Genomic DNA, 24,720 nt, shown 5'->3' with positions numbered 1-24,720 from the left:
CGTTTTTCAAATGACCACGTTGACCAGGCGCCCGGGAACCACGATGACGCGCTTGGGCGGCGCACCTTCGGCGAACTTGACGAAGTCGTCGCACGACAGCGCGAGTTCCTCGATCTCGGCCTTGGAGGCGCCTGCCGGCACGCGCAGCGCGCCGCGCAGCCTGCCATTGACCTGGAGCATGAGTTCGATCTCGTCCTGCTCGAGCGCGCCGACGTCGACCACCGGCCAGGGTGCATCGAGCAGATTGCCCAACTCCTTGTCGTAGCCGAGCTGCTGCCAGAGCTGGTAGGCGATGTGCGGCGTGGCGGGATAGAGGCAGCGCAGCAGGATGCCCAAGCCTTCGCGCAGCGCGGCGGCGTCGGAAGAACTGCCGTCAGGCTTGAAGCCTTCGAGTGCGTTGAGCAGCTTCATCGCGCCCGACACCACCGTGTTGTATTGCATGCGCTGGTAGTCGTAATCCACCTGGCGCAGCACGGTATGCACTTCACGGCGCAGCGCCTGGGCGGCCTTGCCGAAGGACTGACCCTTGATTGCCGCGGGCTGCACGTCGGATTGAGCGACGCCGAAGTTCCAGACCCGGCGCAGGAAGCGATAGCTGCCTTCGACGGCCGCGTCGTTCCACTCGAGCGTGGCTTCGGGCGGCGCGGTGAACATGGTGTACAGGCGCGCGGTGTCGGCGCCGTACTTTTCGATCAGGTCCTGCGGGTCGACGCCGTTGCGCTCGCTCTTGCCCATCTTGCCGACGCCGCCGTACTCGACCTTGATGCCATCGGCAGTGGTGCCGCCTGTGATGCGGCCTTGCGCATCGAGCGCGGGTGTCACTTCCGAGGGCGGGAAGTAGTCTTTGCCGCCCTTCTCGTTGCGCTTGTAGAAGATGTGGTTGAGCACCATGCCCTGCGTGAGCAGCTTGCTGAACGGCTCGTCGGCTTTCACGAGGCCCAGGTCGCGCATCACCTTGGTCCAGAAGCGCGCATACAGCAGGTGAAGAATCGCGTGCTCGATGCCGCCGATGTACTGGTCCATCGGCATCCAGTAGTCGGCGCCCTCGGCGACCATGGCCTGGTCGTTCTTCGGATCGCAGTAGCGCATGAAGTACCAGGACGAATCGACAAAGGTGTCCATCGTGTCGGTCTCGCGCCGCGCGGCCTTGCCGCACACGGGGCACACCACGCCGGCGTGAAAGCCTTCGTGCTTGGCGAGCGGATTGCCCGAGCCGTCGGGCACGCAGTCGGTCGGGAGCACCACGGGCAGGTCCTTCTCGGGGACCGGCACCGCGCCGTGTTCGTCGCAATGGATGATCGGGATCGGCGTGCCCCAGTAGCGCTGGCGGCTCACGCCCCAGTCGCGCAGGCGCCAGGTGGTCTGCATCTCGCCCAAACCCCTCTGGCTCAGTGCATGCGCCACGGCGGCCACGGCCTCCCTGTAGGTCATGCCGCTGAAGTTGTCGGAGTTGATGGTCACCCCGCGCTGCTTGTCGCCGTACCAGTCCTGCCACTTGTGATAGTCGAAGTGCGGCTCGTCGTCGACCAGCACCACCTGGATGATCTCGATGCCGTACTTGTTGGCAAAGGCGAAGTCGCGCTCGTCGTGCGCGGGCACGCCCATCACGGCGCCGTCGCCATAGTTGATGAGCACGTAGTTGCCCACCCACACCGGCACCTGTTCGTCGGTGATCGGATGCGTCACGGTCAGGCCCGTGGGCACGCCCTTCTTCTCCTGCGTGGCGAGCTCGGCCTCGGTGGTGCCGCCGGCCTTGCACTCCTCGATGAAGGCCGCGACCTTCGGATCGAGCGTGGCGGCATGTGCGGCCAGCGGATGCTCGGGCGCCACGGCGCAGAAGGTGACGCCCATGATGGTGTCGGCGCGCGTGGTGAACACGTACATGCGGCCGTCCTGGATCAGCTTGCCGCTCGCGTCCTTGATCTCATGCGTGAAGGCGAAGCGCACGCCTTCGCTCTTGCCAATCCAGTTCTCCTGCATCAGCTTGACGCGCTCGGGCCACCCCGGCAGCTTGTGCTGGGTGTGCTCGAGCAGCTCTTCGGCGTAGTCGCTGATCTTCAGGTAGTAGCCGGGGATCTCGCGGCGCTCGACCGTGGCGCCGGTGCGCCAGCCCTTGCCGTCGATCACCTGCTCGTTGGCCAGCACGGTCTGGTCGACCGGGTCCCAGTTCACCACCTGGGTCTTGCGGTAGGCAATGCCCTTTTCGAGCATCTTCAGGAACAGCCACTGGTTCCACTTGTAGTACGAGGGATCGCAGGTGGCGATCTCGCGGCTCCAGTCGATCGCCAGGCCCATGGCCTGGAGCTGACCGCGCATGTAGTCGATGTTCTCGTAGGTCCACTTGGCCGGAGGAACGCCGTTCTTGAGCGCCGCGTTCTCTGCCGGCAGGCCGAAGGCGTCCCAGCCCATGGGCATGAGCACGTTGTAGCCACTCATGCGCAGGTAGCGCGTGAGCATGTCGTTGATGGTGTAGTTGCGCACATGTCCCATGTGCAGCTTGCCGCTGGGGTACGGCAGCATCGAGCAGGCGTAGTACTTCTTGCGGCTCGCGTCCTCGGTGACGCGGTAGGCATCGGCGGCGCTCCATTGCGCCTGGGCAGCGGACTCGACGTCGCTGGGTTTGTAGCTGGGGTTCATGACGGTTCGGCAGAGCCCGGCTCGGAGCGGCCGGGGAAGGCGGATTATCGCGCCGGACTAGACTTGCCCCCAGTCTTCGCGCAGTTCGTGTCGCCTGCCGAGTGACGCCGATGGAAAAACGCCATGAAATTGCTCTGGAAACACCTTGCCCTGGGCCTCGCGGCCTGTCTTGCCACTGCCACGCCCCTTAGGGCGCAGCAGGCGAACGACAAACCGTTGCGTATCGTCGTGCCCTTTGCCGCCGGCGGGGCGCAGGACGTGATCGCCCGCTACCTGGGCGCGAAGCTCACCGAGAAACTCGGCGGCACGGTGATCGTGGACAACAAGGCGGGCGCAGGCGGCATCGTGGCGGCCGATGCCGTGGCCAAGGCGACCGACGGCGCCACCGTGCTGCTGGCCACGGGTGGCGCCATCACCATCGCGCCCCATCTGCAAGCCAAGCTGCCCTACGACCCCGCACACGACTTGGCGCCGGTGGCCCTGGTCGGCGACACGCCCATGACGATCGCCGTGCGCACCGAAAGTCCCTACAAGACCCTGGCCGACGTGCTGCGCGACGCCAAGGCCAAGCCCGGGCAGGTGACCTATGCCTCCACGGGAAACGGCACGGTGTCGCATCTCACGGGCGCGCTGCTGGCCCAGGCGGCCGGCGTGGACCTGCTGCACGTGCCCTACCGCGGGGCGGCACCTGCCCTGACCGACCTGCTGGGCGGCCAGGTGGCCCTGATCGTTACCAGCGCCGCCTCCATCGAGCCGATGGTCGCGAGCGGCAAGGCCCGGGTGCTCGGCACCTTCTCGCGCGCCGCCCTGCCCAGCCTCGGCACGCCGCCCACGGTCGCCGATGCGGCCGGCCTCAAGGGTATGGACGTGCCGGTGTGGGTCGGCGTGATGGCGCCCGCACGCATGCCGGCAGCCATCGTGGAGAAGCTTTCCGCGGCGCTGGTCGAGGTGTGCAACCTGCCCGAAACCAAACAGCGCTTTGCGCAGCTTGGGGCGGTGAACACCTGTGGCGGCGGCGCGGCGCTGGGCAAGGTGATCACGGAAGACAGCCAGCGCTGGGCCAAGGTGATCAAGCAGGGCGGGATCAAAGTTGATTGACGTGGCTCTCCCCCAGGCTTCGCGCACTTTGTGTCGCTTCTCCCTCCCCCTCACCGGGGGCAACACCGGCGGCCCGGCAGAGCCGGTTCCGCGGTGTTCGCGAAGGGGGCCCGCAGGATGACGGTGGCGGGCGGCCTGTATCGGGTCGGCATCGCGGGTACCGGGGCCATTGCCCTGGGCAGCGCGGCGTGGCTGCGGCAAATGGACCATAGCGTCACGCTCTGGTCGCCCGGCGGCCAGGGTGCCGAGGCGTTGCGCACGCAGCCGCTTGAAGCGAGCGGCGTGCTGCCACGCAGCGTCACGGTCGAAGTGGCCGACGACGCGGCGCAGCTTTGCCATGCCTCGGACGTGCTGCTGCTCGCGCTGCCCGTCAACGGCCACCGGCGCGTGATGGATGCACTTTTGCCCTGTCTGCGTGATGGGCAGGCGGTGATCGTCAGCTCGATGGCTTCGCTGTCGTCGCTCTATCTTTACGAAAACGCACGGCACGCAGGCCTGCGGATCGCGGTTGCGAGCTTTGGCACGACGGTGCTGACCGCGCGCCGCGAGTCGGCCACGCAGGTGCGGGTGATGACACGGCGCAAGGCGGTCGGCGTATCCGCCCTGCCGAGCGCCGACATTGCGAAAGTGCTCGATCTGTGCACCGCGCTGTTCGGCGGCAGTTTCTTCGCGCAGGACAACACGCTCGCCAGTGCCTTGGCCAACGTCAACCCGCAGTCCCACGGCCCGCTGGCGGTCTTCAACTGGACCCGCATCGAACGCGCCGAAAACTGGCCGCAGTACCACTGCATGACGCCCGGGGTATCCCGCGCAATCGAGGCGCTGGACCTGGAACGGCGCGCCGTGGCTCAAGCCTTTGGCATTGAACTCGGGCCGATCGAGGAGCACTTTGCGCGCTCCTTTGGCACCACGTCGACGCGGCTCGAAGACATTGCGGCCGAACTGCATGCGAAGCGCGGCGGCCCACCCGGTCCGGTGAGCACCGACACCCGCTTTGTGTCCGAGGACATGCCCTACGGTCTCGCCTTCGTGGAAGCGCTGGGGTTGATCGCCGGCGTGCCGACGCCCGCGACGCGCACCATCGTGGATGCCGCCTCGCTGGTCAACGGCATCGACTACCGGGAGCAGAACGACCTGCTGGCGCCGCTCGGCCTGGCGAATGAAACAATCGCCGGGCTGCTCGCCCGCCTGTGACGTCGAGGCTCAGGCGGCTGCCGGAAAGACCGGCTCGCCCAGGTTGAGCATCAGGCGGTTGGCCCAGGCAAAGAGTGCCACCGAATGGATCAGGTCGAGGATCTCGAGCTCGGCCAGGCCCACTTCCTTCAGCATGCGGACGTCATCGGCCGACACCTTGCCGGGCTCGGCGCCGAGGCGAATCGAAAATTCGACGATCACTTTCTCGCGCGCCGTGGTGCCCGCGGAAGCCGGCTCCTCGAACACCTGGGAGATCACGTCGTTGCGCTTCGCAAGCTGCTCGAAGCGTTGCGCATGCACCGAGGCGCAGTACACGCAGCCATTGACGCGCGACTCCACCGTGGCGCCCAGCTCGCGTTCGGCCCGCGGCATGCCGCCCGGCGCGAACATGATCGCGTTGAAGGCGATCGAGCGCTGCAGCAGCATTTCGGGCTGGTGCGCCAGCACCAGGAAATAGGGCGAGGTGCGCGCCTGCGGGCTCATTTCGTCGAGCGCAGCCAGCTGGGCCGGCGTGGCCGTGCCGACGTCGACTGGGTCGAGCCAGGGCTTCCAGCTCAGCACCTCGTTGGTGAAGCCCTTGATGCGGATTGGCGTGGTCATGGCGATACCTCCGCGGCGGCCAGCGCCTGCAGACCCGCGACCACTCGGATCTGGTAGGACAAGAAGGCGATCAGCTGACCCAGCGCGACGATGGCGGGCGTCGAAAGCCCCGCCTCGGCCAGCGCGTCGACCGAGGCCTTGTCGCCCTCGATGGGACGCTCGATCAGACTGGCAGTGAATGCCAGCACCGTGCGCAGCCGCGCATCCGCCACCGGGGCGCCGCTTCCCACGGCCGCGACCAGCTCGCGGTCCGCGCCCTCGGCCAGCAAGCGCTCGCGGTAATGCGCGGCAAGCGTCGCGGCTTTGGAGACGCTGCAGGCGTGCAGCGCGACCAGCAGGCGTTCGGCGACGGACAGGCCCTCGACCGAGGGCGAAAACATCGCGTCGTAGCTGCCCTGCGTGGCCGCCACGACCTTGTCGCGCTGCAGCCGCAGCGTGCGGGTGGCCTGGCTCGGCGCCAGGGGCACCGTGGCGTCGATCACGTCGAGCGGAGGAGATGGGTTGTAGGAAGTTGTCATGCGCTTCGAAAAATGAGGGTCTGCAATTCAGGTCCGTTCGTCTGGCGGCGGTGCGGGCACCCATTCGTCGCCGAACAGTTCGGGCTCGCTGTAGGCCTCGAGGTTGGCAAAGTGATGCTCGAAGTCTTCGCGGTAGAACAGGCTGGCCATGCCGCCTGCGAGCCGCCTGGCGCCTTCGCTGATGGCGGGAATGTCGCCCGACACCGTGCCGTGCGACAGCGCCGCGGGGTAGCAGAAGCAATGGATGCGGTCGAGCCCCGGGCATTTGCCCGCCGCGCGCGGCTGGAATTCGAACGCCGGCCCGAGATCGGGCGAATCGGCCAGCTCCTGGTCTTCGTCACCGGGCGCCGGCACGAAGCGGTCCTTCCACGTGCGCACGTGCGGTGCGATGACGTCGAACTCGGGACGGCTGTTCCAGTCGACCTTGAAACCAGTCGAAACAATGAGGAAGTCGAACACGAACTCGCCCTTGGGTGTGGCCACGCGCATCGACGTGCCCTGCGGCTCGATTGAGAGCACGGGGCAGCCGAAGTTGAAGAACGCGTTCGGGAACCGCGAGACGCGAAGCGTGCTGCCATGCGGCGGCGGCACGTTGGCCACGTTGATGTAGTGGCGGATGCGCCATTTGAACGCATCGGGCAGGTCGTAATGGCCCTGCGTCAGGCCCGGCACGCCGGCACCCTTGCCCTTGTTGACGCGCGGCAGGTCGGGCCGGCGGATCAGCAGCTCGACACTGTGCGCACCGCATTCGAGTGCGGTGGCTGCGCTGTCCATGGCCGACGACCCCGCGCCGATCACGCCCACGCGCAGCCCGGCGAGCTTGCCGTAGTCCATGGCGTCAGACGAGTGCGCCCATTGCGAACGCGGCAGCGCGTTGACGAAGGCGGGAACGGCGGGGCCGCCAAGCCCGTCGCGGCCTGTGGCCAGAACGACGCGGCGCGCCAGTACGCGCTGCGTTCCGGTGGGCGTGCGCAGATCCAGCCGCACCAGCGCCGCATCGGGCAGCGGACGAATCGCGGTGACGGCGGTGTCGTTGCGCACGTCCACGTTCATCACGCGCCGGTACCAGGACAGATAGTCCATCCACTGCAGGCGCGGAATCTTGTCCATCGCCTCCCAGGCTTCGGCGCCGAACTGGGCCTCGAACCATGCGCGGAAGGTCAGCGCGGGCAGGCCCAGCGCAGGCCCGGTCAATTCCTTGGGGGAACGCAGGGTTTCCATGCGCGCCGTGGTCGCCCACGGGCCTTCGTTGCCCGCCGGCGAGCGGTCGAAAACCACGGCCCGGATGCCTTGCTGCGCCAGGGCCGCGGCAGCCGCCAGGCCCGCCTGCCCGCCGCCGATGATGGCCACGTCCAGCACCGGCTGGCCCGCGTGCTCGCAAACGGGCAGCCAGGCGCGCGCGGGCCAGCCGAGGCACTCCAGATCCTTGGCAAGCCGCTGTTCGAGCACGGCAAGGCCTTCTGGCGATGGAGAAAGTGCGGGGGAAGCGGAGTCGGTTGTCATCTTGCGAAAGCGGAACTGAAAGCCAGGGTTCACATTTTTGAAAACCCGCGCCCAGTGTAGAAAGCTTTTTTGGGGAACGCCGGCCGGGCCTTGCATGGATCAGGCCCGGATCTCGCATGCCACAATGATTTTCAGACCACAGGGACAGCATGCGCAGCAATCACGGCAGCAACAGCGAATGGTGGCGCGGCGCGGTGATCTACCAGATCTACCCGCGCAGCTTCATGGACAGCAACGGCGATGGGATCGGCGACCTTCCCGGCATCACCTCACGGCTCGAGCACGTCGCCGGCCTGGGGGTCGATGCGATCTGGGTGTCGCCCTTCTTTCGCTCGCCGATGAAGGACTTCGGCTACGACGTGTCCGACTACCGCGACGTCGACCCGATCTTCGGCACCTTGTCCGATTTCGACGAGATGCTGGCGCGCGCCCATGCGCTGGACCTGAAGATCATCATCGACCAGGTGCTCTCGCACACCTCCGACGAGCACGCCTGGTTCGCCGAAAGCCGCTCGAGCCGCGACAACCCCAAGGCCGACTGGTACGTGTGGGCCGATGCGCGACCCGACGGCACGCCGCCCACCAACTGGCTCTCGGTGTTCGGCGGCTCGGCCTGGCAATGGGATTCGCGCCGCCGGCAGTACTACCTGCACAGCTTCCTCAAGGAACAGCCAGACCTCAACTTTCATTGCGCCGAGGTGCAGGAAGCATTGCTCGGCGAAGTGCGCTTCTGGTGCGAACGCGGCGTGGACGGCTTCCGCTTCGATGCTTGCAACCACCAGTTTCACGATGCGCTCTTGCGCGACAACCCGCCGGCCACTGCCGCGCTAGTCGATGAAGTGAGCACCGTGCGGGCCGACAACCCCTACGCGATGCAGCAGCACCTGTACGACAAGAGCCAGACGGAGAACTTGCTCTTTCTCGAAAGCCTGCGCCAGCTCCTAGACGGCTACGGCGCCGTCGCGCTCGGCGAAGTGGGCGACGAGAATGCGCCGCCCGTCATGGCGCAGTACACCGAGCTGGGCAAACGCCTGCACCTGGCCTACAGCTTCAGCCTGCTGACGGCCGAGCACAGCGCCAGCCATCTGCGCCACCAGGTCGAGACGCTCGACCATGCCCTCGCGCCCACGGGCGGCTGGGGCTGCTGGGCCGTATCCAACCACGACGTGCCGCGCGTGGCCACGCGCTGGAGCGGCGGTGCGCCCGAAGACACCCGGCGCGACCGGCTCTGGCTCACGCTGCTGCTCACGCTGCGCGGCAGCGCCAGCATCTACCAGGGCGAGGAACTGGGCCTGCCCGAGGCCGAGGTGCCGTTCGAACTGCTGCAAGACCCGTATGGCCGCGCGTTCTGGCCCGAGTTCAAGGGCCGCGACGGCTGCCGCACGCCCATGCCCTGGAAGGCAGACGAGCTGCACGCCGGCTTCACGACCGGCGGGCCGTGGCTGCCGGTCCACGGCCGCCACTTGCCGCTGGCCGTCGATCGCCAGACCAGCGACCCCGACTCGATGCTCGCATTCAGCCGTGCGCTGCTGCGCTGGCGCCGCAGCCAGCCGCTGCTGCGCACGGGCAGCATCGCTTTCTTCGATGCGCCCGAGCCGGTACTGTGGTTCGAGCGGCGCGACGGGAACCGGTCGCTGCAGGCGATCTTCAACCTTGGGGGCGAGTCCGTGTCCGTCGCGCTGCGCGAGCCGCTCGAACCGCTGCCGGGCCATCCGCATCCGCCGTCGGCCGACGCGCGCGTGCAGGCCGATGGCGAAAAAAGGCGCATGCTGAGGCTCGCGCCCTATGGCGTCTTTTTCGGCCGACCCACTGGCGAACAAGAATAGATTTGAAGGACATGCCCCCGATGGAACTGCCCGAACGCGAAGTCCACGCGCTGATGCGCGCCGAGCATGGCGACCCGTTCGCGGTGCTGGGTCCTCACGAGACACGCGACGGGTTGGAGGTGCGCGCGCTCTTGCCGGGCGCGCAGAGCGTGGCCGTGATGCACACGCGCACGGGCTGGCCGCTGTCCGTGCTGTCGCGGCATGAAGGCTCCGACCTGTTCACGGGTCTTGTGCCGGCGGCCGAGGCGCTTCTGGGCTATTCGTTTCAGGTCGACTGGGGCACGCACACCTCGCGGCTCGACGACCCCTACCGCTTTCCTTTCGTGCTCGGCGAAACGGACGTGTGGCTGCTGGCGGAGGGCACGCACCTGCGGCCCTGGGAGCGGCTGGGCGCGCATCTGCGCGAGATCGACGGCGTGAAGGGAGTGGCCTTTGCGGTCTGGGCGCCCAATGCGCGGCGCGTGTCGGTGGTCGGAGACTTCAACAACTGGGACGGCCGGCGCCACATGATGCGGCTGCGCCGTGAATGCGGCGTGTGGGAAATCTTTGCGCCGCAGGTGGCCACAGGCGACAGCTACGAATTCGAGATTCTCTCGGCGGAGGGCGAGGTGCTGCGCAAGGCCGACCCCTTCGCCTTCTCCGCGCGCCTGCGGCCCGAAACCGCCTGCGTGGTGGCGCCGCTGCCAGCGCCGGTGGCCATGCCGCCCGGGCGCGCCGCCGCCAACGGCCGCCATGCGCCGATGAGCATCTACGAAGTGCACCTTGGCTCGTGGCGGCGCAAGAACGGCCATGAATGGCTGGACTACCGCGAGCTGGCCGACCAGCTCGTGCCCTATGCGCGCGACATGGGCTTCACGCACATCGAGCTGCTGCCGGTGAGCGAACATCCGTTCGACGGCTCGTGGGGCTACCAGCCCATCGGCCTGTATGCCCCGACCTCGCGCTTCGGAACGCCGGGCGACTTTCGCCATTTCGTCGAAACCGCGCATGCCGCGGGGCTGGGCGTGATCCTGGACTGGGTGCCCGCGCACTTTCCCACCGATGCGCACGGCCTCGGCCGCTTCGACGGCACCGCGCTCTACGAATACGCCGACCCTCGCGAAGGCTTCCACAACGACTGGAAGACGCTCATCTTCAACTACGGCCGCACGGAGGTGCGCAACTACCTGGTCGGCAATGCGCTGTACTGGCTCGAACGCTATGGCGTGGATGGCCTGCGCGTCGATGCGGTGGCTTCCATGCTCTACCGCGACTACAGCCGCAAGCCCGGCGAATGGGTGCCCAACGCCTATGGCGGGCGCGAGAACCTCGAGGCCATCGACTTCTTGCGGCGCATGAACCGCGTGGTGGGCGTGGAGCGCCCGGGCGCCGTCACGCTGGCCGAGGAGTCGACCAGTTTCCCCGGCGTGACACGGCCGCCCGAAGACGGCGGCCTTGGCTTTCACTACAAGTGGAACATGGGCTGGATGAACGACACGCTGGCCTATGCCGGCACCGACCCGGTCCACCGCAAGCACCATCACCAGCAGATCACCTTCGGGCTCATGTATGCGCACAGCGAGAACTTCGTGCTGCCGCTTTCGCACGACGAGGTCGTGCACGGCAAGGGTTCGATGCTGGGGCGGATGCCTGGCGACGAGTGGCAAAAGTACGCGGGGCTGCGCAACCTCTACGGCTACCTCTGGGCCTACCCCGGAAAGAAACTGCTGTTCATGGGGAGCGAATTCGCCCAGGGCGCGGAATGGAACGCCGACCGCAGCCTCGACTGGCACCTGCTGGAGCACGCGTCGCACCAGGGCGTGCGGCGGCTGGTGCGCGACCTGAACAACGTGTACCGGCACTTCCCCGCGCTGTACGAGCTGGACACCGAAAGGGCTGGCTTCGAATGGATCGTGCACGACGACTGGCAGCAGTCGGTGTTCGCCTTCGTGCGAAAGGCGCGCGACGGCTCCTTCGTGGTGGCGGTGTGCAATTTCACGCCCCTGCCGCGGCACGCCTACAAGCTCGGCGTGCCTGCCGCCGGCGCGTACCGCGAGGCCATCAACACCGATGGCGCGGTGTATGGCGGCAGCGGCGTGGGCAATGGCGTGGTCCAGAGCTCGCCGGGCCCGTGGCACGGCAAGGACCATTCGATTTCCATCAGCGTGCCACCGCTGGCGACCGTGATGTGGGTGCTGGCTTGACGCGATGCTGAACACGGGTTCTCCCTTTCCGCTTGGCGCGACGCTCTCGCCGAATGGCGTGAACTTCGCGCTCGTTGCGCCGAACGCCGAGGCTGTCGAGCTCTGCCTGTTCGACGGCACGGGCCAGCACGAGCAGCAACGCATCCGGCTGCCCGCTTGTACAGACGGCGTCTGTCACGGCCTGTTGCCGAGCGGACGCGCCGGGCTGGTCTATGGCTTTCGGGTGCACGGCCCGTGGGCGCCGCACGCGGGGCAGCGCTTCAACTCCGCCCGCGTGCTGCTCGACCCCTATGCGCGCGAGATCGTAGGCACGTATGACGGCAGCGACCTGTTCCTGGGGCACGACGCTGCCGATCCGTACCAGCGGAACACGCGCGACAACGGCGCCGTGGCGCTCAAGGCCCGCGTGGCGGCGGCCGGCAACGGTCCAGCCGCACCGGGCCATGCCCGCATCGCGGCCGGAGACCGCGTGCTCTACGAACTGCACGTGCGCGGGCAGACCCGGCTGCACCCCGGGGTGCCCGCCGCGCTGCGCGGTACCTACGCAGGCCTCGCCGAGCCCGTGGTGCTCGACCATCTGCAGCACCTTGGCGTCACCACGCTGAGCCTCATGCCGGTGCAGCACCGTGCCGACGAACAGCGGCTGCTCGCCATGGGCCTGAGCAACTACTGGGGCTACAACACCATCGGGTGGTTCGCGCCCGAGGCGCGCTACTGGAGCGGCCGCGCCGGCACCACGCCGGCGAGCGAGTTCCGCGCCATGGCCGACGCGGTGCATGCGCGCGGCATGGAGCTGGTGATCGACGTGGTCTACAACCACAGCGCCGAGACGGACGAGTTCGGCCCCACGCTTTCGCTGCGCGGCATCGACAACGCGCTGTACTACCACCTGCGCGCCGACGACCGCGCCCTGTATGCCAACTGGGCCGGCTGCGGCAATTGCCTCAACCTGGCCGAGCCGCGCGTGCTGCAACTGGTGATGGACAGCCTGCGCCACTGGACCTTGGAGCTTGGCGTCGACGGTTTCCGATTCGATCTTGCACCGGTGCTGGGGCGCGGCGCGAGCGGCGACTTCGATCCGCGCGCGCCCTTCTTCGCGGCCGTTGCGCAAGATCCGGTGCTGTCGCGCACGCTGCTGATCGCGGAACCCTGGGACATCGGGCCGGGTGGCTACCGGCTCGGTGAATTCCCGCCGGGCTGGCTCGAATGGAACGACCGCTACCGCGACACGCAGCGCGGCTTCTGGCTTCGGCAAGGGCGCGACGGCGCCACCGGGCTGGGCGATTTCGCGCACCGCTTCACCGCGTCGAGCGCGCAATTTGCCCACCATGGCCGCGCGCCCACGGCCAGCGTCAACTTCATCACCGCGCATGACGGCTTTACGCTGCGCGACCTGCTGAGCTATGAACAGAAGCACAACCTGGCCAACGGCGAAAACAACCGCGACGGCCATGCCCACAACTTGGGCAACAACTGCGGCATCGAAGGCCCGAGCGACGACCCCGCCGTGCAGGCCGAGCGCAGCCGGCTGCAGCGCGCGCTGCTCGCCGTGCTGCTGCTCTCGCAGGGCACGCCCATGCTGCTGGCGGGCGACGAGCTCGGCCATAGCCAGCAGGGCAACAACAATGCCTATTGCCAGGACAACGAAACCACCTGGCTCGCTTGGATCGGCGCCCACGACCCCGCCAGCGAAGCCGCGCGCCTGAGCGCCTTCGTGGCCCGGCTCATTGCTCTGCGACGGGAAGCGCCCGCCCTGCGCAGCACGCGCTGGTGGCCGGCCGAAACAGCGCACGGGGCGCCGGGCATCCGCTGGCTGCGGCCCGTCGGCGGACCGATGCAAGAGGCCGACTGGAACGGCGGCACGGCACTTGCGATCCATTTCGAATCCGCAGCAAAGGGCGAGGGCGACTGGCTGGTGCTGGTGAACGCGGGACCGGAGGCCGTTTCCTTCGCGCTGCCCGCGGGCTCCTGGCACTGCCGGGTCGCGACGGATCCCGCGCTGGACCCCGGTGCCGCTTTGCAGGCGCCCCAGGCCGGCACGGTAAAAGTACCTCGGTCAAGCCTCTGGATTGCAAGAAGGTAGGAGCCAGCCGCGCGAGGCGGTGCTAGGCTGATCGCGAAACCCTGACAACGAACCCGAACGAACCGAAGAACGAACGGAGACACAAGATGGACAACAACAGCAGCAGCACGCCGCAGGCCCCCCTGCAGGCGCATCAACTGGTCCGCCGCACCATTGCCCTGGTGCTGGCCGGCGGACGCGGCTCCCGGCTCAAGCAGCTGACCGACCGGCGCGCCAAGCCGGCGGTGTACTTCGGCGGCAAGTTCCGCATCATCGACTTCGCGCTTTCCAACTGCCTCAACTCGGGCATCCGGCGCATGGCCGTGGTCACGCAGTACAAGTCGCACTCGCTCATGCGCCACCTGCAGCGCGGCTGGAGCTTTTTGCGCGCAGAGCTCAACGAAATGGTCGACGTGCTGCCCGCGCAGCAGCGCACGGGCGACGAGCACTGGTACCGCGGCACGGCCGATGCGGTGTTCCAGAACCTGGACATCATCCAGACCCGCTCGACCAAGCACGACTACGTGGTCGTGCTGGCCGGCGACCACATCTACAAGATGGACTACTCGATCATGGTCAAGGACCATGCCGAGCGCGGCCTGGGCTGCACGGTCGGCTGCATCGAGGTGCCACGCATGGAAGCGACCGCCTTTGGCGTGATGGCCATCGACGATGGTCGCCAGATCACCGCCTTTCTCGAAAAGCCGGCCGATCCGCCCGCCATGCCGGGCCACCCCGACGTGGCGCTGGCCAGCATGGGCATCTACGTGTTCGATTCCGAGTACCTCTACCAGCTGCTCGAAGAGGACGCCGCCAATCCGAATTCGAGCCACGATTTCGGCAAGGACATCATTCCGCGCGCGGTGGCGCAGGGCCGCGCGCTGGCCCATCCCTTTGGCATGTCGTGCGTCACGCGGGCTTCGCGCGGGCCGGGCGCCAAGGCCTACTGGCGCGACGTGGGCACGATTGATGCATTCTGGGCAGCCAACCTCGATCTGGCCTCGATCACCCCCGAACTCGACATCTATGACACAGACTGGCCCATCTGGACGTACCAGCGGCAGCTGCCGCCGGCCAAGTTCGTGCTCGATCGCGACGGCAAGCACGGCATGACCGTCAACACCATCGTTTCGGGCGGCTGCATCGTCTCGGGCTCCAAGGTCAGCAGCTCGGTGCTGTTCTCGGGCGTGCGCATCCATTCGTTCTGTGAAATCAACGAGGCCGTGCTGCTGCCCGACGTGGAAGTCGGCCGCGGCTGCAAGCTCAACCGGGTGGTGATCGACCGCGGCTGCGTCATTCCGGACGACATGGTGATCGGCGAGGACGCCGAAGCCGATGCCGCGCACTTCGAGCGCACCGAAACCGGCGTGGTGCTGGTCACGCGCGAAATGCTCAAGCGACTGGCTGCCTGAGGCCGCACCGCCCCACGATGCGAATACTCCAGGTCAGCGCCGAACTTTTCCCCCTCCTCAAGACCGGCGGCCTTGCCGACGTGGCCGGCGCATTGCCGATCGCCCTCATGGCGGCAGGCCAGGACGCGCGGGTGCTGCTGCCGGGCTTCCCGGCCATCCTGGCCGGTCTGCGCGAGCCGGCAGAGGTGGCCGAGTTTGATGCCCCCTGGGGCGAGCGCTTCGCGCTGCGCGAGGGCCGCATCGTGATTGACGGCAACCCGCCGATCCCCGCCTACGTGATCGACGCGCCGGCGCTGTACGACCGGCCCGGCAATCCCTACGAAGACACCACGCGCCAGCCTTATGGCGACAACCACCGGCGCTTCGCGCTACTGGGCTGGGCGGCGGCTCAGCTGGCACAAGGGCTCGATCCGTCGTGGCGGCCCGAGGTCGTGCATGCGCACGACTGGCATGCGGGCCTCGCGCCGGCCTACCTGCACTTTGCGCGCGAGGCCGGCGCGCCCCATGTCGGCAGCGTGTTCACCGTGCACAACCTGGCCTACCAGGGCATTTCCGCGCCCTGGAACTTCGTCGACCTTGGACTGCCCGCGCCGGCCTTCCACATGGACGGGCTCGAATACCACGGCCAGCTGTCGTTCATGAAGGGCGGCCTCTACTATGCAGACCGCCTCACCACCGTGAGCCCGACCTACGCGCGCGAAATCCAGACGCCCGAGCAGGGCTTCGGCCTCGACGGCCTGCTGCGCCTGCGCGGCGATGCGTTGACGGGCATCCTCAATGCGGTCGACGACAAGGTGTGGAATCCGGCCACCGATGCGGCGCTGGTGCAGGGCTTCCACACGCCCGAAGGCCGCCACATGGCCGGCAAGGCGCGCTGCAAGGCGGTGCTGCAGCACCAGCTGGGCCTGGCCGAACGCGCCGATGCGCCGCTCTTCATCCTCGTGAGTCGGCTCACCGAACAAAAGGGCCTGCACCTGGTGCTCGGCGGCCTCGACGCGCTGATAGCCCAGGGCGGCCAACTGGCCCTGCTGGGCAGCGGCGACGCCCGGCTGGAGCATGCTTTTCGCGAGCGAGCGGCGGCGGCGCCGCAGTCGGTCAGCGTCACCATCGGCTACAACGAAAAGCTGGCGCACCAGCTCTTCGGCGGCGGCGACGTGACGCTGGTGCCATCGCTCTTCGAACCCTGTGGCCTCACGCAGATGTATGGCCTGAAATACGGTTGCCTGCCGCTGGTGCGCCGCGTCGGCGGCCTGGCCGACACGGTGGTCGACTGCACGCTCGAAGACATCGCCAGCGGCGACGCCACCGGCTTCGTCTTCGACCGCTTCGACGACGCGGACTACGGCCGTGCGCTGCGGCGTGCCTTCGCGCTTTACCAGCACGCGCCGGACTGGCGCCGCGTGCGCGGCACTGCCATGCGCCGCCCGGCCGACTGGGGCACCGCGGCGGCCCAGTACATCGAGGTCTACCGGCAGGCGCTAACGCCGGCCGGCACCTGATTTGCGCCAAGGCGCACAACCCACAACCTTTCACCGAAGCCCATGACCATCAAAGACTTCGCCTACGACCATCCCGACCGCGACGTGGCCGCGTTCAAGCGCGCAGTCGCCAACAAGCTCATCTATGCCGTCGGCAAAGACCCCGTCGCCGCCAGCCAGGACGACTGGCTGCACGCCACTGCGCTTGCTGTGCGCGACCAGTTGGTCGAGCGCTGGATGGCGACCACGCGCGCCAACTATGCGCAGGACCTGAAGCGCGTCTACTACCTCTCGATGGAGTTCCTGATCGGGCGCACCTTCACCAACGCAATGCTGGCGGTCGACCTGTACGACACGGTGCGCGATGCACTGGCCGACTTCGGTGTCGACATGGCGGCGCTGGCCGAGCGCGAGCCCGATGCGGCGCTCGGCAACGGAGGCCTGGGCCGGCTCGCGGCCTGCTTTCTCGATTCGATGGCGACGCTGGGCGTGCCGGGCATGGGCTACGGCATCCGTTATGAATACGGCATGTTCCGCCAGCGCATCGTCGACGGGCAGCAGGTGGAAACGCCCGACTACTGGCTCACGCGCGGCAACCCGTGGGAATTCCAGCGGCCCGAGGTGAACTATCGCGTGCGCTTCGGCGGCCACGTGCAAAAGCGCGAGGGAAAGAATGCGCCTTACGGCGCGGCCGACTGGGTCGACACGCACGACGTGCTGGCCGTGGCCTACGACACCATCATTCCGGGCTATGGCACGCAGGCCACCAACACACTGCGGCTGTGGTCGGCGCGCGCCACCGAGGAAATCGACCTCTCGGCATTCAACCGCGGCAACTACATGGCGGCGGTGGAAAGCAAGAACCACTCGGAGAACGTCTCACGCGTGCTCTACCCCGACGACTCCACGCCCTCGGGCCGCGAGCTGCGGCTGCACCAGGAGTATTTTTTCTGCAGTGCGAGCGTGCAAGACCTGCTGCGCCGCTACCTGCGCAACCACAAGACCTTCGACCAGCTGGCCGAGAAGGTCAGCATCCACCTGAACGACACGCACCCGGTGCTCGCAGTGCCCGAGCTCATGCGCCTTCTGCTCGACGAGCACGGCCTGGCATGGGACGTGGCCTGGGCCCACACGCAGAAGGTGTTCAGCTACACCAACCACACGTTGATGCACGAGGCGCTGGAGACCTGGCCGGTGGAGATGCTCGGGCGCATCCTGCCGCGTCACCTTCAGATCATCTACGACATGAACGCGAAGTTTCTCGCGGCCGTGACGCAGAAGGCGGGCAACGACGTCGAGCTGCTGCGCCGGTTGTCGCTGGTGGACGAAGCTGGCGAACGCCGCGTGCGCATGGCCTATGTGGCGGTACTTGCAAGCCATTCGATCAACGGCGTGTCGGGCCTGCATTCGGAGCTCATGAAGCAATCGATCTTTGCGGACTTCGCGAAGATCTTTCCCGAGCGCTTCAACAACAAGACCAACGGCGTCACGCCGCGGCGCTGGCTCGCGCAGGCCAACCCGCCGCTCGCCGGCCTGCTCGACCAGCGGCTGGGCAAAGGTTGGCGGCGCGACCTTTCGCAGCTCGAGGCGCTGCGGCCGATGGCGGCGCAGCCCGCCTTCGCGCGCGCCTTCAGGCATGCCAAGCGCGAGAACAAACTGCGGCTGGCCAACTGGGTGGAGCAGCACATGGACATCGTGCTGGACACCGACGCGATGTTCGACGTGCAGGTGAAGCGCATCCACGAGTACAAGCGGCAGCTGCTCAACGTGCTGCACGTGATCACGCGCTACCACCGCATCCTGGATGCGCAAGCGGCGGGCGGCCCCATCGACATCGTGCCGCGCGTGGTGGTGTTCGCGGGCAAGGCGGCGTCGGCGTACCACATGGCAAAGCTCGTGATCCGGCTGATCAACGACGTGGCAAAAACCATCAATAATGACGCGCGCGTCGGCAAGCTGCTGAAGGTGGTGTTCCTGCCCAACTACAGCGTGAGCCTGGCCGAAGTGATCATGCCCGCGGCCGACCTGTCGGAGCAGATCTCGACGGCCGGCACCGAAGCATCGGGCACCGGCAACATGAAGTTCGCACTCAATGGCGCGCTCACCATCGGCACGCTCGACGGCGCCAACGTGGAAATGCGCGACAACGTGGGCGCGGAGAACATCTTCATCTTCGGCAACACCACGCCCGAAGTGGCGGACATCCGCGCGCACGGCTACCAGCCGCGCGACATCTACGAAGAAAACGCCGAACTCAAGCGCGTGCTCGATGCGATTCGCGACGGCGCGTTTTCCGCCGGCGAGCCCGCGCGCTACCAGGGCATCTACGACGCGCTGGTGAACTGGGGCGACCACTACCTGCTGCTGGCCGACTATGCGAGCTACGTCGCAACGCAGGCCGAAGTCGATGCGCTCTACCGCGACGCGGATGCATGGACGCACATGGCGATATTGAACGTGGCGGGCATGGGCGCGTTCTCGTCCGACCGCACGATTGCGCAATACGCGCACGAGATCTGGCGCACCAAGCCGGTGGTGCTGGGCTGAGACTTTGTCTTTCCCCCTCCCCTTCCGGGGGAGGGCTGGGGTGGGGGCAGACGGCGCTCAATGAACCGCGGCCGTGAATCGAAAGCCGCTATGCCCCCATCCCAACCTTCCCCCAAAGGGGGAAGGAGCAAGGCCGTCAGCGCGGCTTTTGTGGTGCCGCGTCGGCCTCCGTCACGAACCCGATCCGGCTCAAGCCTGCCTTGTTGGCAATGCCCATCAGCGCCACCACCTTGCCATAGGGCACGGTCTGGTCGGCGCGCAGCTGCACTTCGGTGTCCTTGCTGTCGGCGGCGGCTTTCTGCAGCCGGGTGGCCAGCTCTTCGTCGGTGACCGCCTGGTCGTTGAAGAAGATCTTGCCCGAGGCATCGACCGACACGCTCACGAACTTGGGCGTGTCGTTGGGCTGGCCGGCGTCGGTCTGCGGCAGGTCGAGCTTGATCGAGCTGGCCATCAGCGGCGCGGTGATGATGAAGATCACCAGCAGCACCAGCATCACGTCGACCAGCGGCGTGACGTTGATGTCGGACAGCGGCCGCTGCCCGCCGGCTCCTGTCGCGCGTCCACCGCCAGCGGCGCTGCTGCCAAGCGAGGTGCGACCGAAGGCCATGGCGCTTGTCCTCCGTTCGGCTAGGCCGAGACCGGCATGGGCCGCGCGGGCGGCGGCGCGGCGGGTGCCGGCGCGCTGCCGAAGCTACCGAGCAGGTCGTGCGCAAAGCCCTCGAGCTCGGCTTCGATACGGCCGATGACGCGGCCGAACACGTTGTAGGCCAGCACGGCCGGGATGGCCACCGCCAGGCCGAACGCCGTCATCACCAGGGCTTCGCCCACGGGGCCGGCCACCTTGTCGATGGTGAAGCCGCCTGTCTGGCCGGCAATGCCCGAGAGCGCGCCGTAGATGCCCCACACGGTGCCGAGCAAGCCCACGAAGGGCGCGGTGGCACCGACGGTGGCAAGAAGGATCTGGCCGGACTGCAGGCGCCGCAGCGCGCCATGCAAGGCGCCGCGCAGGGCCCGCGTGAGCCTCTGGTTGCGGTCGCCGGTGGTGGCACCGAGCGTAGCACTGCCGGCATCGGCAGTTGCGGCGTGCTTGATGGCGCTGACCGCCGGCCCCACAAGCGTGGCGCTGTCGAAGGCCTTGAGCCGCTGTTCCGCATCAGTGAGCGTGGCCGATTGCCAAAACGCGGCGATGCTGCGCAGCACGTCGCGCGTGCCGCCGCGCAGCAGCCATGCCTTCCAGAGAATCACCACCCAGCTGGAGATCGACATCGCCAGCAAGAGCGCAGCCACCGAACGGCTGACGCCGTCGCCCTGGGTCAGCAGTTCGAGCACGCTCATCGTTTGTTTTTAGCGGAGACCCAGCACGTCGAACATGTCGAACAGGCCGGCCTTCTGTTCGGCCAGGAAGCGCACCGCACGCAGCGCGCCCTCAGCGTAGGTGACGCGGCTGGCCGACTTGTGGGTGATTTCGATGCGCTCGCCGGTGCCCGCGAACAGCACGGTGTGGTCGCCCACGATGTCGCCGCCGCGGATGGCCGAGAAGCCGATGGTGGAAGGGTCGCGCGCGCCGGTGATGCCTTCACGCGCATACACAGCGCATTCCTTCAGGTCGCGGCCCAGCGCCTCGGCGATGACCTCGCCCATCTTGAGTGCAGTGCCCGAGGGCGCATCGACCTTGTGGCGGTGATGCGCCTCGATGATCTCGATGTCGTAGCCGGTCGACAGTGCCTTGGCGGCCATTTCGAGCAGCTTGAAGGTGACGTTGACGCCCACGCTCATGTTGGGGGCGAACATGATCGCGATGTCCTTCGCGATGTCTGCGATCTCGGCCTTCTGCGCATCGCTGAAGCCGGTGGTGCCGATGACCGCCTGCACGCCCAGTTCGCGGCAGATGGCGAGGTGCGCGAGCGTGCCTTCGGGACGGGTGAAATCTATCAGCACCTGCGCGTCCTGCAGGCCGGTGCGCAGGTCGGACACGATGGGCACGCCGCTCGTGAAGCCGAGGAACGCGGCCGCATCGGCGCCGATGGCATTGCTCCCCGCCACGTCGAGCGCGCCGGCAAGGCGGCAATCGGGCGCCTCGCGGACCGCCTCGATCAGCATGCGTCCCATGCGGCCCGAAGCCCCCGCGATCGCGATGCGCCGGAGCGCTGGCGTGGAAGCTCCGGAAATGGAAGAAGAGGAAGAAGTGGTTTCAGTCACGCGGATTCAGCCTTCGAAATGGGGCATGGAGACCGGCATGCGCCCGCCCGGCCCGTCGGTCGGGTACGCCGCCCGTGTCGTTCGCTGTCTGGCGCGTGTGCTCAGCGCGCCGATTCGAGCGGGGGGTACGCCGCTGGCAGCGGCGGCAGGTTGGCGGCCGTCGCGGTGTCGTCGTCGGCCTTCTTGCTGTCCTGCTTGGGGGTGAATTTCTTGAGCTCTTCTTCCGACGCCTCGAGCTGGGGAACCTTGCCGCTCTTCTTGCGGGTGTCGAGCGTGGCGACGAATTCTTCTTCGCTGGGCATGGAGTCGCCCTCGAAGCGGTCGAGCAGCTCGCCCTTGAAGAAGACGGTCAGGCGGCGTTCCTGCGGCTCGACGCCCTGGCGCTTGATCGTGAAGACGTAGTCCCAGCGATCCTTGTGGAAGACATCGGTCAAGAGCGAGGTGCCGAGGATTTCACGCACCTGCTGGCGCGACATGCCAGGCTTGAGCGCCTCGACCTGTTCCTTGGACACGAAATTGCCCTGGACCACTTCGACCTTGTAGGGCGTGATGGCCGACAGCGCGCCACGCGTGCGTTCGCTGAAACCGCTGCAGGCGCCGAGGCAGAACGTCACGGCGACGGCAGCAGCCAGCAGCCAGGGACGGCGTTTGAGAATGGCAGGCATGGGAGAAATGGGGGTAGCGATATGATCGGCCATTGTAGCGGCTGGCCCTTTGAGGCCCATCCGCAGCCCAGGGCGCAGGAACCATCATGGCCAACATCGACGAACTCAAGAATACCGGCCTCAAGGCCACTTTGCCGCGCCTGAAGATCCTCGAGATCTTCCAGACCGGCAGCCAGCGCCACATGACGGCCGAAGACGTGTTTCGCGTGCTTTTGAACGAGCACTCCGACATCGGCCTGGCCACGGTCTACCGCGTGCTGACGCAGTTTGAGCAAGCCGGCATCCTCGAGCGCAGCCATTTCGAAAGCGGCAAGGCGGTGTACGAGCTCAACGAGGGCACGCACCACGACCACCTGATCTGCACGTCGTGCGGCAAGGTCGAGGAGTTCTACGACGCCGAGATCGAGCGGCGCCAGCAGATGATCTCGAAAGACAAGGGCTGGATCCTGCAGGACCATGCCATGTCCCTCTACGGCCTCTGCGGCGACTGCGCCAGCAAGCGCTAGCCCCCGCCGCCTCCGGCGGCGTGGCGGCGCCCCTCAGTCGCCATCGCGGCCGTTTTCCATGGCCTTGTGGTGGCGCGCCACGAAATCGGCATAGGTGTCGATGCCGCGCAGCTGCAGGATCGAGTTGCGCACCGCGGCTTCCACCAGCACGGCGATGTTTCGGCCGGCCACCACCTGGATGATGACCTTGCGCACCGGAATGCCCAGCACGTCCTGCGTGAGCGGCGCCGAGGGCATGCGCTCGTAGTCGCGCTCGAAGCTGTCGCGCCGCACCAGGTGCACGATGAGCTTGAGCCGCATCTTCCGGCGCACGGCCGTCTCGCCGAAGATGGCGCGGATGTCGAGCAGGCCGATGCCGCGCACTTCGAGAAGGTTGAGCAGCAGGTCGGGGCAACGCCCTTCAATGGTGTTCTGGTTGATGCGGTAAAGATCGACCGCGTCGTCGGCCACCAGACCGTTGCCGCGCGAAATCAGCTCCAGCCCGAGCTCGCTTTTGCCCAGCCCCGATTCGCCCGTGATCATCACCCCCATGCCCAGGATGTCCATGAACACCCCGTGCATGGAGGTGCGTTCCGCGAAATGCTTGGACAGATAGGCCCGCAGCAGGTCGATCACGAAGGCCGACGATTCGCGCGTGGCAAAAAGCGGCAGCTGCGCGCGCTCGCAAATCGATAGCAACTCGTCCGGCGCGGCCTGGCCGTCGGCCAAAACCAGCATGGGCGGCTCTAGCGTGACGATGCGCGCGATGCGTCGGGCACAGTCTTCCGGGCTGCCGCGCGTCAGGTAAGTGACCTCGCGGGCACCCAGGATCTGAACGCGATAGGGGTGGATGTAATTGAGGTAACCGACCAGATCGGCCGCCGACTGGGCGCGGCTGATGACCTCAGGGTCGAATTGGCGTTCGGAGGCGCCGAGGCCGGCGAGCCATTCCCAGCGGAGCGACCCGCGGAATTCCTCGAACATGGCGTCGGCACTGATGACGGTCGGCTTCATGCGTAGGGGAGATGGCGCTCAGCGCCTGGTTTTGGAGCAGCCCAGAATACCGCGAAGCGGCTCTGCCGGGGCGACCACCTCTACGCGACCTGCGTCGATTGCCAGTTGGCAATGAGTCCGTGCAGCGCGGCCGCGTCGGTGCTCGACTTGATCTGCTCGCGCAGACCCGCGTCGCTCAGCAATTCGGCAATTTCAGAGAGGATTTCGAGGTGTTTCTGCGTGGCCGCTTCGGGCACCAGCAGGAAGATCAGCAGTCCGACGGGCTGCTCGTCCGGCGCGTCGAACCCGATGGGGTTTGCAAGCTGGAAAACCGCAGCCATCGGCGCCTTCAGGCCCTTGATGCGGCCATGCGGAATGGCAACCCCATGCCCGAGCCCGGTGGAACCGAGGCGCTCGCGCGCAAACAGGCTGTCGGTGATCAGGGCGCGGCCGAGGCCATGAAGGCTTTCGAACAGCAGGCCTGCTTCTTCGAAAGCACGCTTCTTGCTGGTGGCGTCAACGCTCACAAGCACTTGAGCGGGCGGCAGGATGGACGCGAGGCGATTCATGGTGGGAGAGTGCGGGGGCGATTATGCACCTGCTCGGTAAAAACCCCAATCCTGTTACCTACTTTTTGGCTACATGTTGCCCAGAGGCCTCGCGGCCCCAAAGGCGCAAGAACAAAAACCGGGCGACAAAAAGCCGCCCGGAGGCGGCTTACCGAGAGGGGCCGAAGCCCATGCCGTGGCTACCTACATCACGCGCTTGGGTGCCGCGTGATGGTGGTCCTGCAGGCGGTCCTTGTGGCGGACCACCTGGCGGTCGAGCTTGTCGACCAGTTCATCGACCGCAGCGTAAAGATCAGCGTGGCTCGACTCCGCGAACATGTCATTGCCCTTGACGTGAATGTTGCACTCCGCCCTTTGGCGGCGTTCCTTTTCCTTCTGCTTTTCCACCGTAAGGAGCACCTTCACATCGACCACCTGGTCGAAGTGCCGTGTGATCCGGTCCAGCTTGCTCGTAACGTAAGTCCGCAAGGCAGGTGTGACGTCGAGGTGATGACCGCTGATCGTCAAATTCATGAATGACCTCCTGAGAATTGACGGTTGGGAAAATGACCCCGCTCCGGAATGAAGCGTGGCCGGCGAGAACAGATGTGGGTCGGAGGGGGAAGAGAAAAGAGGGGAAATGAGGGAAGGTCGATTCACTATGCCCAAGCTGTCACGGTATTGCAATAGTCGGGTATTCAGGAGCAGCGTGCGCATGCGGCCCCACGGCCGCTTCGCTACAGCTTCCATAGCTGCCCGTGCACGGTGGCCC

The 24,720-nt window shown here is 67.0% G+C and carries 20 protein-coding genes; 9 read left to right on the top strand and 11 right to left on the bottom strand.

Annotated features, from left to right (window positions below; genetic code table 11):
* Positions 1-6: 6 nt before the first annotated feature.
* Complete coding sequence (leuS, locus tag J2X92_RS11015) at positions 7-2,637, bottom strand: leucine--tRNA ligase (RefSeq protein ID WP_307575642.1); 2,631 nt, start codon at positions 2,635-2,637, stop codon at positions 7-9.
* A gap of 123 nt (positions 2,638-2,760) precedes the next feature.
* On the opposite strand from leuS, the gene J2X92_RS11010 reads away from it, so the two are divergent.
* Both J2X92_RS11010 and J2X92_RS11005 read left to right on the top strand, forming a co-directional pair.
* Positions 2,761-3,735, top strand: a complete 975-nt coding sequence (locus J2X92_RS11010; RefSeq protein ID WP_307575640.1) for a Bug family tripartite tricarboxylate transporter substrate binding protein — start codon at positions 2,761-2,763, stop codon at positions 3,733-3,735.
* Positions 3,736-3,852: 117 nt separating this feature from the next.
* Positions 3,853-4,929, top strand: coding sequence for an NAD/NADP octopine/nopaline dehydrogenase family protein (locus tag J2X92_RS11005; protein WP_307575639.1), 1,077 nt, complete (start codon positions 3,853-3,855; stop codon positions 4,927-4,929).
* Between the two features lie 9 nt (positions 4,930-4,938).
* Here J2X92_RS11005 and J2X92_RS11000 read toward each other — a convergent pair whose 3' ends face one another.
* From J2X92_RS11000 to J2X92_RS10990, 3 genes are read right to left on the bottom strand one after another with little or no spacing between them, the layout of a single operon-like run.
* Entirely contained in the window at positions 4,939-5,529 is a 591-nt protein-coding gene (locus J2X92_RS11000; RefSeq protein WP_307575637.1) for a peroxidase-related enzyme, read from the bottom strand.
* Positions 5,526-6,047 carry a CMD domain-containing protein gene (locus J2X92_RS10995; RefSeq protein ID WP_307575635.1) on the bottom strand — a complete coding sequence of 174 codons (522 nt, stop codon included), beginning with the start codon at positions 6,045-6,047 and terminating at the stop codon, positions 5,526-5,528. Before J2X92_RS10995 ends, J2X92_RS11000 begins: the two co-directional genes overlap by 4 nt.
* Before the next feature lie 27 nt (positions 6,048-6,074).
* Entirely contained in the window at positions 6,075-7,550 is a 1,476-nt protein-coding gene (locus J2X92_RS10990) for a flavin-containing monooxygenase (RefSeq protein ID WP_307575634.1), read from the bottom strand.
* A 149-nt stretch (positions 7,551-7,699) separates the two neighbouring features.
* Between J2X92_RS10990 and J2X92_RS10985 the strand changes: the two genes are divergently transcribed.
* From J2X92_RS10985 to J2X92_RS10960, 6 genes are all read left to right on the top strand, one after another.
* Complete coding sequence (locus J2X92_RS10985) at positions 7,700-9,376, top strand: alpha-amylase family glycosyl hydrolase (protein ID WP_307575633.1); 1,677 nt, start codon at positions 7,700-7,702, stop codon at positions 9,374-9,376.
* Between the two features lie 11 nt (positions 9,377-9,387).
* Positions 9,388-11,559 carry a 1,4-alpha-glucan branching protein GlgB gene (glgB, locus tag J2X92_RS10980; protein ID WP_307575772.1) on the top strand — a complete coding sequence of 724 codons (2,172 nt, stop codon included), beginning with the start codon at positions 9,388-9,390 and terminating at the stop codon, positions 11,557-11,559.
* 4 nt (positions 11,560-11,563) lie between these two features.
* Complete coding sequence (glgX, locus tag J2X92_RS10975; protein WP_307575632.1) at positions 11,564-13,642, top strand: glycogen debranching protein GlgX; 2,079 nt, start codon at positions 11,564-11,566, stop codon at positions 13,640-13,642.
* An 86-nt stretch (positions 13,643-13,728) separates the two neighbouring features.
* A complete protein-coding gene (gene glgC / locus J2X92_RS10970; RefSeq protein ID WP_307575630.1) occupies positions 13,729-15,033 on the top strand; it encodes a glucose-1-phosphate adenylyltransferase in 1,305 nt (434 codons plus the stop codon).
* A gap of 17 nt (positions 15,034-15,050) precedes the next feature.
* A complete protein-coding gene (gene glgA, locus J2X92_RS10965) occupies positions 15,051-16,532 on the top strand; it encodes a glycogen synthase GlgA (protein WP_307575628.1) in 1,482 nt (493 codons plus the stop codon).
* Between the two features lie 42 nt (positions 16,533-16,574).
* Positions 16,575-19,058, top strand: coding sequence for a glycogen/starch/alpha-glucan phosphorylase (locus J2X92_RS10960; protein ID WP_307575626.1), 2,484 nt, complete (start codon positions 16,575-16,577; stop codon positions 19,056-19,058).
* Positions 19,059-19,194: 136 nt separating this feature from the next.
* Here J2X92_RS10960 and J2X92_RS10955 read toward each other — a convergent pair whose 3' ends face one another.
* The 4 genes from J2X92_RS10955 to J2X92_RS10940 form a co-directional block, all read right to left on the bottom strand.
* Positions 19,195-19,665: an ExbD/TolR family protein gene (locus tag J2X92_RS10955; RefSeq protein WP_307575624.1), complete on the bottom strand. Its 471-nt coding sequence runs from the start codon at positions 19,663-19,665 to the stop codon at positions 19,195-19,197.
* Between the two features lie 20 nt (positions 19,666-19,685).
* Positions 19,686-20,393: a MotA/TolQ/ExbB proton channel family protein gene (locus J2X92_RS10950; RefSeq protein WP_307575622.1), complete on the bottom strand. Its 708-nt coding sequence runs from the start codon at positions 20,391-20,393 to the stop codon at positions 19,686-19,688.
* A 9-nt stretch (positions 20,394-20,402) separates the two neighbouring features.
* A complete protein-coding gene (dapB, locus tag J2X92_RS10945; RefSeq protein ID WP_370878308.1) occupies positions 20,403-21,227 on the bottom strand; it encodes a 4-hydroxy-tetrahydrodipicolinate reductase in 825 nt (274 codons plus the stop codon).
* A 131-nt stretch (positions 21,228-21,358) separates the two neighbouring features.
* Positions 21,359-21,922 (bottom strand): outer membrane protein assembly factor BamE, encoded by a 564-nt coding sequence (locus tag J2X92_RS10940; protein WP_307575618.1) that lies wholly within the window; start codon positions 21,920-21,922, stop codon positions 21,359-21,361.
* Between the two features lie 86 nt (positions 21,923-22,008).
* On the opposite strand from J2X92_RS10940, the gene fur reads away from it, so the two are divergent.
* A complete protein-coding gene (gene fur, locus J2X92_RS10935) occupies positions 22,009-22,428 on the top strand; it encodes a ferric iron uptake transcriptional regulator (RefSeq protein ID WP_055800769.1) in 420 nt (139 codons plus the stop codon).
* 33 nt (positions 22,429-22,461) lie between these two features.
* Here fur and hprK read toward each other — a convergent pair whose 3' ends face one another.
* From hprK to hpf, 3 genes are all read right to left on the bottom strand, one after another.
* Positions 22,462-23,421, bottom strand: a complete 960-nt coding sequence (gene hprK / locus J2X92_RS10930) for an HPr(Ser) kinase/phosphatase (protein WP_307575616.1) — start codon at positions 23,419-23,421, stop codon at positions 22,462-22,464.
* Between the two features lie 80 nt (positions 23,422-23,501).
* A complete protein-coding gene (locus J2X92_RS10925) occupies positions 23,502-23,969 on the bottom strand; it encodes a PTS sugar transporter subunit IIA (protein WP_055800763.1) in 468 nt (155 codons plus the stop codon).
* Positions 23,970-24,152: 183 nt separating this feature from the next.
* On the bottom strand, positions 24,153-24,482 hold the full coding sequence (gene hpf, locus J2X92_RS10920; protein WP_012745566.1) for a ribosome hibernation-promoting factor, HPF/YfiA family: 330 nt from the start codon (positions 24,480-24,482) through the stop codon (positions 24,153-24,155).
* Between the last annotated feature and the right edge of the window lie 238 nt (positions 24,483-24,720).

Origin of the sequence: Variovorax paradoxus (assembly GCF_030811855.1) — a bacterium.
Lineage (GTDB): Bacteria > Pseudomonadota > Gammaproteobacteria > Burkholderiales > Burkholderiaceae_C > Variovorax > Variovorax paradoxus_L.
The sequence above is the reverse complement of the archived record's forward strand: the minus strand, read 5'-3'. Positions and strand labels throughout refer to the sequence as shown.